The organism is Variovorax endophyticus (assembly GCF_025376855.1).
Lineage (GTDB): Bacteria > Pseudomonadota > Gammaproteobacteria > Burkholderiales > Burkholderiaceae_C > Variovorax.
On sequence record NZ_JAHUTH010000045.1, the window covers coordinates 12423 to 26391 of the forward strand.

Consider the following 13969-nt stretch of genomic DNA (forward strand, 5'->3'; position numbering starts at 1 on the left):
CGCGTTCGAATACACTCCACGCCGCTTGCAGCCTGCATCCGAGGCTGCGCCGTCATAGGCAACATGACGAATCAAACCTATCAGGAACTCAGTTGAACCGCATCGAACTCGTTGAGAAAATCGCCACCACCCACAACGTCAGCAAGGCAGAAGCCGCGCGCATCGTGGAAACGGTCACCAGCTCCATCGTCGCCGCCGTGAAGAAGGGCGACCCCGTCCAGATCGTCGGTTTCGGCACCTTCAAGCAAGTTGCTCGTGCAGCCCGCACCGGTTTCAATCCGAGCGTCGGCACCAAGATCAAGATCGCCGCCCAGAAGGTGCCGAAGTTCGTGCCGGGCGCCGCCTTCAAGGCCGCCGTGGACCCGAAGGCCGCCAAGCGCAAGGCCGACGCCAAGCCCGCCGCCAAGTCGGCTGCGAAGCCCGCTGCCAAGCCGGTCGCGAAGAAGGCTGCTGCCGCCCCCGCCAAGAAGGCCGTGGCCGCGAAGAAGAAGTGATGCACCGCGGCCTCTCGCAGGCCGCATGCACGCGATGAAGACGGCCCCGCGGGGCCGTTTTCTTTTGGGGTCAGCGAATCAGGCGCGCTTCCTCGGCCGCCGCACCGCCTGCGCGCCCGTGCTGAACTCGGCCGCCGCCTCCACCACCCACTCGCTGAACAGCTGCACCGCCTGCGAATCGCGCTTGTGCTCGGGGTAGACGAGGCAGTAGCGCTTCTCGTGCTTGAGGCTGATGTCGAAGGGCATGGCCAGCGTGCCGCGCGCCACGTCCTCCTGCACGTAGAAGCGCGGCACCAGCCCCACGCCCAGGCCCGCGCGCGCGGCATCGATCACCATCGCATAGAGCTCGAAGCGCATCGCCGGCGGCGGCACCGGCTGCGTCGAGCCCGCGGCCTCGAACCAGCGCTGCCAGGCCTCGGGCCGCACGCGCTTGTGCAGCAGCGGCAGCGCGATCAGGCCGGCGGGCTTCTTCAGCTTCGAGAGGTCGAAGTGGGCCGGGCTCAGCACCGGCACCACCTCCTCCTCGAACAGGTGCACCTTCTCGACCGCATCCCACACCGGGTCGTCGAAGTGCAGCGCGGCATCGAGATTGGTGCCGCGGAACGCGAAGGGCTCGGCGCGCTCCGACAGGTTGACGGTGATGCCCGGGTTCCTGCGCAGGAAGTCGTGCAGCCGTGGCAGCAGCCAGCGGCTCGCGAAGGTCGGGATCACGGCGAGCTCGAGCACGCCGCCCGCGCCCTTGTGCTGCATCAGCGACTTGGTATGCAGCTCGATCTCGTCGAGGTTGCCGCGGATGTTGCGCGCATAGAGCCGGCCCGCGTCGGTCAGCACCACCTGCTTCTTGCCGCGGCTGAACAGCTTCACGCCGAGGAAGCCCTCGAGCACGGCGATCTGCCGGCTCACCGCGCTCTCGGTCAGGTACATCTCGGCCGCGGCGCGCGCGAAGCTCTCGTGGCGCGCGGCCGACTCGAACAGCGACAAGGCGACGGTGCTGGGGATTTTTCGCTTCATGACGGATCGCGGCCCTTGGATCGAGGCGCCATTCTTGACCAGGACGAGCCGCGGCGGCACCTATTCCTCCACCTGGATGCGCGCGGCGCGCACCACCGTGCCCCAGCGCGCGTTCTCGCTCTTCACGAAGGCGCCGAAGTCGCGCGGCGCGATGTTCGAGGGCGTGTAGCCGATGTCGGTCATGCGCGCGCGTGCCGCCGGATCGCGCACCACCTTCTCGACCTGCGCCTGCAGCGCCTCGACCACGGCGGCGGGCGTGCCGGGCGGCGCGAGGATGCCGAACCAGGTGTCGGCATCGACCGCGTAACCGAGCTCCTTGAGCGTCGGCACGTCGGGCAGGCCCGCGAAGCGCTCGGGCGAGCCGAGCGCGAACAGCTTGAGCTTGCTGCGGCTCGCGACCGCCAGCGGCGTGGGCACGAAGCCGTACTCGACGTCGCCGGCCATCACGGCCGACATCACGGGCGCGGCGCCCGCATAGGGCACGGGCAGCGCCTTCGTGCCCTCGGCGCGCGAGCGCAGCAGCTCCATGCCCATCTGCGCCATGCTGCCCGGGCCCCAGTGCGCATAGGTGACCTCCCTGGCGCGCGCGCGGGCCACGAAGTCGGCCACGTCCTTGGTCTCGCTCGCGGGCCGCGCGGCCATCACGAAGCCCATCTTCGCGACCAGTGCCACGGGCTGGAAGCCGTCGGGGTCGTAGCGCACGGCCTTCTTGTAGATGTGCGGCGAGACCGAGATGAAGTCGGCCGCCGCGAACAGCAGCGTGGTGCCGTTGGCCGGCGCCGCATAGACGTAGTTGGCGCCGAGGATGCCGTTGACCCCGGGCCGGTTCTCGACGATCAGCGGCTGGCCCAGCGTGCTGCCGATCTGCGTGGCGACCAGCCGCGCGAGCACGTCGGTGCCGCCGCCGGGCGCATAGGGCACGACCAGGCGAATGGGCCCGGGCGGTGCCCAGTCGGCGCGGGCCGCGAAGCCGCCGAGGGCCGCGCAGGCGATGGCCAGGGCCGCGAGGCGGCGCGTCGTGATGAAGGGCATGTCTGTCTCCTTGGTTGTATGGACGTGCCGCGCCGCACCGCGCGGGCGGTGATGGCTGGGCGGCCGGAAAGAAAGCGGGGGCCGCGTCAGCGCGGTATCGCGTGGCGCGCGGCATGCGCGCCAGCGATGCGTCCGAACACGGCGCCGCGCAGCACGGAGGTCGCGCCCGTGTAGACCTGGTGGTAGAGGCCCGCGGCCTCGCCGGCCGCATAGAGGCCGGGGATGGTGCGGCCGTCGTTGTCGATCACCTGCGCATCGCGGTTGGTCTTCACGCCGCCGAAGGTGAAGCAGATGCCCGACATCACCGGGTAGGCGCAGAAGGGTCCGCGCGCCAGCGGCAGCGCCCAGTTCGACTTGGGCGGCGCGATACCCGCGGTGGCCACGCCGTCCACCGCGAGCGGCGCGAAGCGCGCGTCGGCATCGCCCGCGCAGGCCGCGTTGAAGGCCGCCACCGTGGCCAGCAGGCCGGCCGGGTCGATGCCGCAGGCGCGCGCGAGCGCTTCCAGCGACCCGGCCTCGATCGGCGGCTGGTCGGTGCGGATGCCCTTCTTCCAGTTCGGCACCTCGTGGATGCGCTGGTCGTAGACCATGAAGGCGATGCCGTCGGGCTGGTCCTTGATGGCGCGCGCGATCGGGTCGTAGTGCACGTCGACCGGCCCGGGCGCCTCGTCGACGAAGCGCCGGCCCTCCTTGTTGACCAGCAGGCCGTACGAGAAGCTCATCACCAGCGGCTCGACCTGGGCCGAGCGCGGGTCCATCGGCTCGGCATGGTAGGAGCCGAAGTCGCCGGCCGGCGCGCCGCCGGCATCGAGCGCCATGCGGATGCCCTCGCCGCGGTTGTAGTAGCCGCCGCGCGCCACCGGCCGCAGGTAGCGCGCCTGCGGGCCGATGTAGCGCGTGAGCATCTCGGGGTTGCCCTCGAAGCCGCCCGTGCCCAGCACCACGCCGCGCGCCACGATGCGCCGCACGCTGCCGTCGGGCCCGACGGTGTCGACCGCCAGCTCGCCGCGCGCGTCGGCGCGCCGCAGCTGCTGCGCGGTGCTGCGGTAGCGGATCGCCACGCCCAGGCGCAGCGCTTCGTCGCGCAGCGCCTCGATCAGCGCGAGGCCGCCGCCCACCGGCATCAGCCGCGGCGCGGCCGCGGTCACGAAGTAGGTCGGCAGCGCCGCGAAGCGCACGCCGAAGCCCTGGAGCCACCGCACCGTGGCGCCGGCCTCGCCGGCCAGCGTGGCGACCAGCTCGGGGTCGGGCATGCCGTGCGCCTTGACGTGCGGCGGCCAGTCCTCGTAGGGCGCGGCCGCGTGCTGCACGATCTCGGGGTCGATGTGGTGGCCGGCATTGGCCACCAGCAGTTGCTCGAAATCGTCGCTGACCTCGGTCTCGCTCTTCATGCGGAAGTAGGACTCGGTCCAGCGCGTGTTGCCGCCGAACTCCTCGGGTGTGGCGCGTTCCAGCACCGTCACGGTCGCGCCCGCGGCGGCCGCGGCCACCGCCGCGCTCAGGCCCGAGATGCCGCAGCCGACGACCAGCACGTCGCAGCGGTCGATGGGCAGGGATGCTTCGTTCATGTCTCCACTTTCTTCTCGTGTCGTTGCGTCGCGCGCGGCTGTCAGTACTTGCGGATGAACGGGTCCGGCATGTCGAGCTCGGTCGAGATCCACACGCTCTTGGTCTCGAGGAATTCCTTCACCGCCTCCACGCCGCCCTCGCGGCCCTGGCCGCTGTCCTTGAAGCCGCCGAAGGGCGTGGTGAAGCTGGTCGAGCGGTAGTTGTTGATCCACACCGTGCCGGCCTTGAGCCGCTCCGACATGTGCATCGCGCGGTGCAGGCTGCGCGTCCACACGCCGGCCGCGAGGCCGAAGCGGATGTCGTTGCCGATGCGCACCGCGTCGGCCTCGTCCTTGAACTTGAGCACCGACAGCACCGGCCCGAACACTTCCTCCTGCGCGATGCGCATGCCGTTGTCCACGCCCGTGAAGATGGTCGGCTCGACGAACTGGCCCGCGCCGTAGCCCGGGCCGCTGCGCACCTTGCCACCGAACGCGCAGTGCGCGCCCTCGGCCCTGGCGATGTCGATGTAGCTCACCACCTTGTCGAACTGCGGTCGCGTGGCCACCGGCCCCACCTGCACGTCGGGCAGCGAAGGATCGCCGAGCTTGGCCTTGGAGGCGATCGCGACCAGCCGCTCGACGAACTCGTCGTGGATGCTCTCCTGCAGCAGCAGCCGCGAGCCCGCCATGCAGGTCTGGCCGCCGGCCGAGAAGATGCCGGTGATCACGCCGTTGGCGGCGCGCGCGAGGTCGGCGTCGTCGAACACGATGTTGGGCGACTTGCCGCCGAGCTCGAGCGTCACGCGCTTGAAGTGCTTCGCCGCCGCCACGCTCACGCGGCGCCCGCCCTCGTCGCCGCCGGTGAAGGCGATGCAGGCCACGCCCGGATGCTCGACCAGCGGCTCGCCCACCTCCTTGCCGAAGCCCGTGACCACGTTGAACACGCCGGGCGGAAAGCCCGCTTCGACGAACAGCCGCGCGAGCTCGAGCAGCGACACCGAGGTGTGCTCCGAGGGCTTGGCGACGATGGCGTTGCCGGCCGCGAGCGCCGGCGCCACCTTCCATGCCGTCAGCAGCAGCGAGGAGTTCCACGGCGTGATGGTGCCGACCACGCCGATCGGCTCGAGGCGCGTGTAGTTGAAGACCTTGGGCTTGTCGATCGGGATCACCGCGCCCTGGATCTTGTCGGCCAGGCCGCCGTAGTAATAGAAGTACTTCGCCATGTACGACACCTGGCCGCGCACCTCGCTGCGCAGCTTGCCGTTGTCGCGCGCCTCGGCCTCGGTGAGGGTGTCGAGGTTGGCCTCGATCAGCGCGCCCAGGCGATGCAGCAGCATGCCGCGCTGCGTGGCCGACATCTGGCCCCACGGGCCCTGCATCGCGGCCTCGGCCGCCTTCACCGCGCGGTCGACGTCCTCGGCATTGCCCTGCGGAATGCGGGCCCAGGGCTCGCCCGAGAACGGGTCGAGCGAATCGAACCACTGGGCCGAGGCGCTCGCCTGCCATTCGTTGCCGATGAAGAGTCTGTACTGCTGCATTGCTTGCGTGCTCCGTGTGTGGGCCGGGTGAACTGGATGAATGGCGTTCAGTTTCCGGCGCGGCACGCGGGGGCACAAGCGATGAGTCCTGGGCCTCTCGTGAGCTTTCGTCATCGATGGCCGCGGCGGCGTTCAGCGCAGCACGCGCGACTTGTCGCAGGCCTCCTCGAAGATCCGGTGGATCAGTTCGCGGAACCAGCGGTGGCCCGCGTCGTGCTCGTTGCGCGGATGCCAGACCGCGTCGATCGACAGGCCCAGCTCGGGCAGCGGCATCGGCACCGCCACGCAGTCCGAGCCCGAGAGCACGCTGTCCATCCAGTGCGCGGGCATGGCCGCGATCAGGTCGGTGGATTCGATCACCGGCACCATGCCGAGCCAGGTCGGCACCTGGATCATCACGCGGCGCGCGAGCCCGCGCTCGGCCAGGATCTCGTCGAGGATGCTGCTGCCCACGCCCGAGACCTTGAGGTGGCCCAGCGAGAGGTACCTGTCGAGCGTCATCGGTTCGGAGGCCGCGGGATGGCCCTTGCGCATCAGCACCATCCACTGGTCGTCGAGGATGCGCCGCGAAGCCGACAGCACCGAACGGCCGCGCGACACCGACAGCCGGATCTCCACGCCCTCGTACTCCACGCGGTCCGAGGGCTGGTACATGTCGAAGGACTGCACCGACAGGCTGACGCCGGGCGCCACCGAGCTCAGGTGGATGCACAGCCGCGGCAGCAGCAGCACGCCGACGTAGTCCGACAGCCGCAGGTGGAAGGTGCGGCGCGCGGTCGCGGGATCGAAACCGCCGCGCACCTCGATCGCGCTCTCGATCTCGCTGAAGGCCTTGCGAAAGCTCGTGGCCAGCCGCACGGCCTCGGGCGTGGGCGCCATGCCCTGCGGCGTGCGCGTCAGCAGCGGGTCCTTGAACTGCGTGCGCAGGCGGCGCAGCGCATGGCTCACGGCCGAGGCGGTCAGGCCCAGCCGGGTCGCGGCCTTGACCACGCTGCGCTCCTCGAACAGGGCTTCGAAGATGACCAGCAGGTTGAGGTCGATGCTGCGCAGGTTCAGGGGCGGACCGCCGGCGGCGTTCATGGGATGAATCCGGTTCACGATGAAGATGACAAAGATGATCTTGCCGCATGCGGGGGCGTCTTAGAACAATAAGCCCGCATCCCCAGCTTCCTCTCCATGACCTCGCTTTCCCCGCATGACCGCCACCCGCCCGTGAGCGATGACCGCCCCGAGATATTCCCCGAAGGCTCCTGCGACACCCACTTCCACGTCTTCGGCGACGCGCGCGAATTCCCGCTGATCGACGAGCGTTCGTACACGCCGGCTCCGGCCTCCATGGCCGACTACCGGGCCGCCTTCGGCCCGGTGGGCGTCGAGCGCTGCGTGCTGGTGCAGCCCAGCGTCTACGGCCGCGACCATTCGCTGCTCAAGCGCACGCTGCGCGAAGCGGCGCCCGGCAGCATGCGCGGCGTGGCCGTGATCTTCGAGGACACGAGCGAGCGCGAGATCGAGGAACTGCACGCGCTGGGCGTGCGCGGCGCGCGCTGCAACGCGCTGTTCTCGGGCGGCGTGTCGGCCGCCAGCCTGCGTGCCATTGCCAGCCGCATCACGGCCTTCGGCTGGCACCTGCAGCTGCTGGTCGACGTGGAACGCGATCCCTTTCTGGTGCCGCGCATTGCCGCCACCGGGTTGCAGGTGGTGGTCGACCACTTCGGCCATCCGGCCCCGGGCTGGACGCCGCAGGGCCGCGGGCTCGCGAACCTGCGCGCGCTGCTCGCGGAAGGGCGCGCCTGGGTCAAGTTCTCGGGCGCCTACCGGCTCAGTGCATCGGCCTGCGCCACCGATCCCGCCGTGATCCCGCTGGCCCATGCGCTGGCGCGCGCCAACCCCGAACGCATCCTCTGGGGATCGGACTGGCCGCATCCCGGCATCGACGCGCGCTCCACCGCCAGCAGCGAACTGGCCGGAGCGCTGCGCGCCTGGTTGCCCGACGGCGATCTGCGACAGGTGCTGGTGCGCAACCCCACGCAGCTTTACTGGAACCATTGATTCATCACAGGGAGACGTTCGAATGACCGACAACAAGTTCAACCGCAGGACCTTCATCCAGGGCGGCGTCGCGCTCGCCGCATCGGCGGCGGCCTGGCCCGGCAGGGCACAGGGCCGGGCCTTTCCGACCAAGCCCCTCACGCTGATCGTGCCCTTCGCGCCGGGCGGCAACGTGGACATCACCGCCCGCACCCTGGGCGTGCCGCTGACGCGGCATGCGGGGCAGTCGGTGATCGTCGACAACCGCGCCGGTGGCGGCGGTGCCGTGGGCACCGGCTGGGCCGCGCGCGCCGAGAACGACGGCCATTCGCTGCTGGTGGCCACGCCGGGCCAGCTCGGCACCCTGCCCGAGATGATCAAGGTGCCCTACCGCGCCGACAGCTTCGTGCCGGTGGCCGTGCTGAGCCGCACGCCCGTGGTGGTGGTGGTGCGCGCCAACGATGCGCGCTTCAAGACCGCGGGCGACTTCCTGCGGGCGATGCAGGCCGGGAGCGAGAACGTGACCATCGGCCATGCGGGCCCGGGCTCGCCGAACCACCTGGCGCTGCTGCAGCTCGAGGATGCCGCGAAGGCACGCGTCAATGCCGTGCCCTACAAGGGTTCGGGACCGGCCGTGGTCGACCTGCTCGGCGGCCAGATCGACGCCGTGATCGACCAGATCACGAGCTCGGCACCGCACATCAAGAGCGGCGGCCTGCGCGCGCTGCTGGTGCTCGGCCCGCAGGTCGGCGGCATGCTGGCCAGCGTGCCGAATCTGGCGCAGCAGGGCATTGCGAACTTCGACGCCACCACCTTCGTCGGCGTGTTCGCGCCCAGGGGCATCGCGCCGCAGACCGTCGCTAGCCTGCAGGGCTGGATCGCGAAGTCGGTGGCCGAGCCGGAGTTCTCGAAGCCGATCCGCGAACTGGGCAGCGAGCCCTTCGCCGAGAGCGCGGCCTACCTGCAGCGGCTGGTGCAGGAGGACGCGGTGCTGGCGGCGCGGCTGGTCAAGCAAGGCCGCCTCAAGGCGGACTGATCGGCACGCACGGCCAGCCATGATCGCCCACGTTCCACCCCCGGTCACGCTGGCGCAGCACTATCGGCAGTTTCTCGCGGCGCTGGCCGCCGCAGGCTTCGAGGGCGAGATCAGCCAGCGTCATGCCGACCGCACGGTGCTCGCGACCGACAACTCGATCTACCAGCGGCTGCCGCAGGCCGTGGTGTTCCCGAAGCATGCCGACGACGTGGTGCGGCTCGCGACGCTGATAGACCGCGACGAGCATCGGCGCGTGGTGCTCGCGCCGCGCGGCGGCGGCACCGGCACCAACGGGCAGTCGCTGACCGACGGCATCGCGGTCGACCTGTCGCGGCACCTGAACGGCATCGTCTGGATCGATCCGGTGCGGCGCGTGGCGCGCGTGCAGGCCGGGGTGGTCAAGGACCAGCTCAACGCGGCGCTCGCGCCGCACGGCCTGTTCTTCGCGCCCGAGCTGTCGACCTCGAACCGCGCCACCATCGGCGGCATGGTCAGCACCGACGCGAGCGGCCAGGGCAGCTGCAGCTACGGCAAGACGCGCGACCACGTGCTCGCGCTCGAGGTCGTGCTGCCGGGCGGCGAGCGCTTCGAAAGCCGCCCCGCCGGACCCGACGAACTCCAGGCCCAGCTGGCGCGCCCGGGCCGCGTGGGCGATGCCTGGCGCTGCGCGCACCGGATCGCCGAGCGCGATGCCGCGCTGATCGAGCAACGCTTTCCCAGGCTCAACCGCTGCCTCACCGGCTACGACCTCGCGCACCTGCGCGAGCGCGACGGACGCTTCAACCTCAACAGCGTGCTCTGCGGCGCCGAAGGCTCGCTGGGCTTCATCGTCGAGGCCGAGCTCAACCTGCTGCCGATTCCGCGCCACACGATGCTGGTCAACGTGCGCTATGCGAGCTTCATGGATGCGCTGCGCGACGCCCAGGCGCTGATGGCGCATGCGCCGCTGTCGATCGAGACCGTGGACTCGCGCGTGCTGATGCTCGCGATGGAGGACATCGTGTGGCAGGGCGTGGCCGAGTACTTCCCCTCGAGCGGAGACAGCGCGCCCACGCGCGGCATCAACATGGTCGAGTTCAGCGGCGATTCGCAGGAGGCGCTCGAGACCCGCGTCGCGGCCTTCGTCGCGCACCTCGCGCGCGATGCCGGCGCGGCGCGCCTGGGCCACACCATCGCGGCCGGCCATGCCGCCGTGACCCGGGTCTACGCGATGCGCAAGCGCGCGGTGGGCCTGCTGGGCAATGTGCAGGGCGAGGCGCGGCCGCAGCCCTTCGTGGAAGACACCGCCGTGCCGCCCGAGCGGCTCGCCGACTACATCGCAGAGTTCCGCGCGCTGCTCGACGGCCACGGCCTCTCGTACGGCATGTTCGGTCATGTGGACGCCGGCGTGCTGCATGTGCGGCCCGCGCTCGACCTCAAGGACCCGGCCCAGGCCGCGCTGATCCGCCCGCTCTCCGACGCGGTCGCGCGGCTCACGCAAAAGTACGGCGGCCTGCTCTGGGGCGAGCATGGCAAGGGCGTGCGCTCCGAATACGCGCCGGCCTTCTTCGGCCCGCTGTATGCGTCGCTGCGGGAACTCAAGGCCGCCTTCGATCCGCACAACCAGCTCAACCCCGGCAAGATCGCGACGCCCGCGGGCGTCGATGCGGCGCTGCTGCGCATCGACGAGGTGCCGATGCGCGCCGACGCCGACCGCCGCATCGACGAACGCGTGTGGCAGAGCTACGCCGGCGGCCTGCATTGCAACGGCAACGGCGCCTGCTACGACTTCGACCCCGACGACGCCATGTGCCCCTCGTGGAAGGCCACGCGCGAGCGCCGCCATTCGCCCAAGGGGCGCGCCTCGCTGCTGCGCGAATGGCTGCGGCTGCAGGGCGAGGCCGGCGTCGACGTGCTGCAGGCCGCGGCGCGGCAGCCCTCGTTCCTGGCCGGGCTGCCCGAGCGCTGGCGCAACGGCCGGCGGAGCGCGAAGGCCGCCGACGATTTCTCGCACGAGGTCTACGAGGCGATGGCCGGCTGCCTGGCCTGCAAGTCCTGCGCGGGGCAATGCCCGGTGAAGGTCGACGTGCCGGATTTCCGTGCGCGCTTTCTCGAGCTCTACCACGCGCGCTACCTGCACCCGCTCAAGGACTACTTCATCGGCTCGCTCGAATACAGCATGCCCGGCCTCGCACGCATGCCGGCGCTCTACAACGGCCTGATGGCCCTGCCCGCGGTGCGCGGCCTGCTCGCGCGACATGCCGGCATGGTCGATGCACCGCTCTTGAGCCGCTTCGATTTCGGCGCCACCCTGCGGCGCTGGAACGTGCGCCACGCCACGCCCTCGGCGCTGGCGCGGCTGAGTGCCGACGAGCGCGCGCGTTCGGTGGTGCTGGTGCAGGACGCCTTCACGCGCTACTTCGAGACGCCCGTGTTCGCGGCCTTCATCGCGCTGGCCGCGCGACTGGGCTGCACCGTGTGGCTCGCGCCCTTCCGGCCCAACGGCAAGCCGCTGCAGGTGCAGGGCTTCCTGCGCGCCTTCGACCGCGCGGCGCGCCGCAACGCCGACATGCTCGATGCGCTGGCGCAATGCGGCGTGCCGCTGGTCGGCCTCGATCCCGCGATGACGCTGGTCTACCGCCAGGAGTACGCCAAGCTGCCGCGGATGGCGCGCCTGCCTTCGGTGCTGCTGCCGCAGGAATGGCTGCTCGATGCGCTGCCCGCCGAAGCGCCGCCGCGCGCCGCGCCGGGCGACTTCCGCCTGCTCGCGCATTGCACCGAGAAGACCAACGCGCCCGCGGCCGCCGCGCTGTGGCCGCGGGTGTTCGCGCGCGCCGGCCTGCGGCTCGAGGCGCAGGCCAGCGGCTGCTGCGGCATGTCGGGCACCTACGGCCACGAGCAGCGCAATCTGCAGACCTCGCAGCGGATCTTCTCGCAGTCGTGGGCGCCGCTGCTGGCGGCCGAGCCCGCGCCGGCGGAATTTCTCGCCACGGGTTATTCGTGCCGCAGCCAGGTCGAGCGGCTGCGGGCGCGGCGCCTGCGCCACCCGGTGGAGGTGCTGGCGCAGCTGTATGGCGGTGGTCACGAAGAGGACGCCGACGCCGCGCACTGAACCCCGTCGATGAAAGGCGCTATCTTGTGTGCCGATCCATCGACCGGGTTCCCATGTCCAACGCCAGACTGCCCTCCTTCAAATTCCTGATCGGCTTCGAAGCGGCCGCGCGCCTGGGCAACTACTCGCGCGCGGCCGAGGAGCTTCACGTCTCGCAATCGGCCATCAGCCACCAGATCGCGCAGCTCGAGCAGCAGGTCGGCCAGCCGCTGTTCCGGCGCAAGGGACGCGGCGTGGAGCTGACCGTGGCCGGCGGCCTGCTGCTCGACAGCGTGGGCAAGTCGCTCGAGCAGATCCGCCACGGCCTGCACCGCATCGAGACCTACATGGACGACCGCCTCGTCACGCTGGTCTGCCCCGCGCCCGTCGCGCACGGCTGGCTGCAGCCGCGCATCGACCGGCTGCTGCAGGCGCATCCCGACCTGTGCCCGATCGTCTCGGTCGACGAGAGCGCCCGCTTCATCGACGAGCTCGACGTGGACATCGCGATCACGCGCGAGCCGCTGCAGCAGCCGGGCGTGTTCGAGGTGCCGCTGCTGAGCGACGAGCTGGTGGCGGTCGGCCTGCCCGACGCCGACACGGATGCCGCGCCCGGCCTGCTGTGCCTCGAGGCCGACCTCACGAGCGACCGCATCGGCCCCTTCATCCGCGAGCACTTCGGCCAGTTGCGCAAGGCCGCGATCTACGACGACCCGCGCCTGCTGCTCGACGCCGCACTGCGCGGCCGCGGCCTCGCGCTGGTGTCGCGGCTCTCGGCCGACGATGCGCTGCGCAGCGGCCGCTTGCGCCACCTGGCGGCCTCGCCGAGCCTGCCGCTCGGCACCCTCTGGATCTCCCGCACGGAAGGCCCGTCGCGCCTGCCGCTGGTGCGCGAGGTGTTCGACAGCCTGTGGGGCTTCGCGCGTGAAGACGGTCATTTCATGAGCCAGATCGATTGATATGGCCAGAAAAGATCAATTGTGCGGATGAGTGAGCGTCTACAGAATCCGGGACTCCGTAGAAACCCTGATTCTTATGACGACTCGACGAACGCTCCTGGGCCTCGGTGGCCTGGGCCTCTTCCATGGACTGCTGAGCGCCTGCGGCGGTGGCGGCGGCAGCGCCGGCGGCCCCTCGCTCCCATTTCCGCCGCCGGCGCCCGCTCCCGCGCCCGCGCCTTCCCCTGCACCCGCCAGCGTCTGGCGCATGCCCGACGAGGGCGGTGCCCATCGCGCCGTCTGGATGGCGTTCGCCGCGCGCGAATCGATCTGGAGCGCCGAACTGCGCCAGCCGGTGCAGCGCGCGCTGGCGCGCATCGCCAATGCGATCAGCGTCTACGAGCCGGTGAAGATGCTCGTGAACGCCGAGGATGCGGCCACGGCACGCCAGCTCTGCGGCTCCAACGTGCAGTTGATCGAACACCCGATCGATGACCTCTGGGCGCGCGACACCGGTTGCGTGTTCGTGCGCAACGCCCGCGGCGAGCGGGCCGCCGTGAATTTCAACTTCAACGGCTGGGGCCGCAAGCAGCCGCATGCGCGCGACGCCACGGTGGCGGCGCGCATGGCCGAACTCGCGGGCGTGCCGCTGCTGCGCAGCCGCCTGGTGCTCGAAGGCGGCGGCATCGAGGTCGACGGGGAAGGCACGGCCATCGTCACCGAGAGCTGCGTGCTCAACGAGAACCGCAACCCGGGCGTGACCAAGGCCGCGGCCGAGAAAGAGCTTCAGCGCCTGCTGGGACTCACGAAGATCATCTGGCTGCCCGGCATCGCGGGCCGCGACATCACCGACGGCCATACCGACTTCTATGCACGCTTCCTCAAGCCGGGCGTGGTGGTGGCGGCACTGGACAACGACCCCGAGTCCTTCGACCATGCCGTGACCCGGCGCCACCTGGAACTGCTGCGCACGGCGACCGATGCGCGCGGACGCGCCCTGCGCATCGTCACGCTGGCCACGCCGGGCCGGGTGCGCCCCACCTACGCACGCAAGGAGTTCGCGGCCGGCTACGTGAATTTCCTGCTGACCGACAAGGCCGTGTTCCTGCCCGAGTTCGGCGATGCGGTGGCCGACGCAGCGGCCCGCGCGGCGCTGTCCGCGGAACTGCCGAGCCACCAGGTCGTGCAGCTCGACATCGATGCCATCGCCGCGGGCGGCGGCGGCATCCACTGCACCACGCAGCAGGAGCCGGCGTGACCCCGAACGCTTTC

At 70.7% G+C, this 13969-nt stretch carries 11 protein-coding genes; 6 read left to right on the forward strand and 5 right to left on the reverse strand.

Annotated features, from left to right (window positions below; all coding sequences use genetic code 11):
- Nucleotides 1-92 precede the first annotated feature (92 nt).
- Complete coding sequence (locus tag KV106_RS37025) at nt 93-494, forward strand: HU family DNA-binding protein (protein ID WP_093341107.1); 402 nt, start codon at nt 93-95, stop codon at nt 492-494.
- Nucleotides 495-572: 78 nt separating this feature from the next.
- On the opposite strand, the gene KV106_RS37030 is transcribed toward KV106_RS37025, so the two are convergent.
- The 5 genes from KV106_RS37030 to KV106_RS37050 all read right to left on the reverse strand — a co-directional run bounded on the left by KV106_RS37030 (nt 573) and on the right by KV106_RS37050 (nt 6705).
- Nucleotides 573-1505, reverse strand: a complete 933-nt coding sequence (locus tag KV106_RS37030; protein ID WP_057591417.1) for a LysR family transcriptional regulator — start codon at nt 1503-1505, stop codon at nt 573-575.
- Nucleotides 1506-1565: 60 nt separating this feature from the next.
- A complete protein-coding gene (locus KV106_RS37035) occupies nt 1566-2537 on the reverse strand; it encodes a Bug family tripartite tricarboxylate transporter substrate binding protein (protein ID WP_057591392.1) in 972 nt (323 codons plus the stop codon).
- An 86-nt stretch (nt 2538-2623) separates the two neighbouring features.
- Complete coding sequence (locus KV106_RS37040; RefSeq protein ID WP_261216963.1) at nt 2624-4105, reverse strand: FAD-dependent oxidoreductase; 1482 nt, start codon at nt 4103-4105, stop codon at nt 2624-2626.
- A 41-nt stretch (nt 4106-4146) separates the two neighbouring features.
- Nucleotides 4147-5625 (reverse strand): aldehyde dehydrogenase, encoded by a 1479-nt coding sequence (locus tag KV106_RS37045; protein WP_261216965.1) that lies wholly within the window; start codon nt 5623-5625, stop codon nt 4147-4149.
- 132 nt (nt 5626-5757) lie between these two features.
- Nucleotides 5758-6705, reverse strand: coding sequence for a LysR family transcriptional regulator (locus KV106_RS37050; protein ID WP_261216966.1), 948 nt, complete (start codon nt 6703-6705; stop codon nt 5758-5760).
- A 132-nt stretch (nt 6706-6837) separates the two neighbouring features.
- On the opposite strand from KV106_RS37050, the gene KV106_RS37055 reads away from it, so the two are divergent.
- The 5 genes from KV106_RS37055 (at nt 6838) to KV106_RS37075 (ending at nt 13955) form a co-directional block, all read left to right on the forward strand.
- Nucleotides 6838-7674, forward strand: coding sequence for an amidohydrolase family protein (locus KV106_RS37055; protein WP_261216967.1), 837 nt, complete (start codon nt 6838-6840; stop codon nt 7672-7674).
- Nucleotides 7675-7696: 22 nt separating this feature from the next.
- Nucleotides 7697-8689 (forward strand): tripartite tricarboxylate transporter substrate binding protein, encoded by a 993-nt coding sequence (locus KV106_RS37060; protein ID WP_057591396.1) that lies wholly within the window; start codon nt 7697-7699, stop codon nt 8687-8689.
- Between the two features lie 19 nt (nt 8690-8708).
- A complete protein-coding gene (gene ydiJ / locus KV106_RS37065) occupies nt 8709-11780 on the forward strand; it encodes a D-2-hydroxyglutarate dehydrogenase YdiJ (RefSeq protein WP_261216969.1) in 3072 nt (1023 codons plus the stop codon).
- Between the two features lie 53 nt (nt 11781-11833).
- Nucleotides 11834-12718 carry a LysR family transcriptional regulator gene (locus KV106_RS37070; protein ID WP_057595175.1) on the forward strand — a complete coding sequence of 295 codons (885 nt, stop codon included), beginning with the start codon at nt 11834-11836 and terminating at the stop codon, nt 12716-12718.
- Nucleotides 12719-12794: 76 nt separating this feature from the next.
- Nucleotides 12795-13955 carry an agmatine deiminase family protein gene (locus KV106_RS37075; RefSeq protein ID WP_314733667.1) on the forward strand — a complete coding sequence of 387 codons (1161 nt, stop codon included), beginning with the start codon at nt 12795-12797 and terminating at the stop codon, nt 13953-13955.
- Nucleotides 13956-13969 lie beyond the last annotated feature (14 nt).

Coding starts and splice junctions, on each gene's coding strand:
- KV106_RS37030 (WP_057591417.1), bottom strand. CDS start 1,505: ATGAAGCGAAAAATCCCCAGCACCGTCGCCTTGTCGCTGTTCGAGTCG.
- KV106_RS37035 (WP_057591392.1), bottom strand. CDS start 2,537: ATGCCCTTCATCACGACGCGCCGCCTCGCGGCCCTGGCCATCGCCTGC.
- KV106_RS37040 (WP_261216963.1), bottom strand. CDS start 4,105: ATGAACGAAGCATCCCTGCCCATCGACCGCTGCGACGTGCTGGTCGTC.
- KV106_RS37045 (WP_261216965.1), bottom strand. CDS start 5,625: ATGCAGCAGTACAGACTCTTCATCGGCAACGAATGGCAGGCGAGCGCC.
- KV106_RS37050 (WP_261216966.1), bottom strand. CDS start 6,705: ATGAACGCCGCCGGCGGTCCGCCCCTGAACCTGCGCAGCATCGACCTC.
- KV106_RS37060 (WP_057591396.1), top strand. CDS start 7,697: ATGACCGACAACAAGTTCAACCGCAGGACCTTCATCCAGGGCGGCGTC.
- ydiJ (WP_261216969.1), top strand. CDS start 8,709: ATGATCGCCCACGTTCCACCCCCGGTCACGCTGGCGCAGCACTATCGG.
- KV106_RS37070 (WP_057595175.1), top strand. CDS start 11,834: ATGTCCAACGCCAGACTGCCCTCCTTCAAATTCCTGATCGGCTTCGAA.
- KV106_RS37075 (WP_314733667.1), top strand. CDS start 12,795: ATGACGACTCGACGAACGCTCCTGGGCCTCGGTGGCCTGGGCCTCTTC.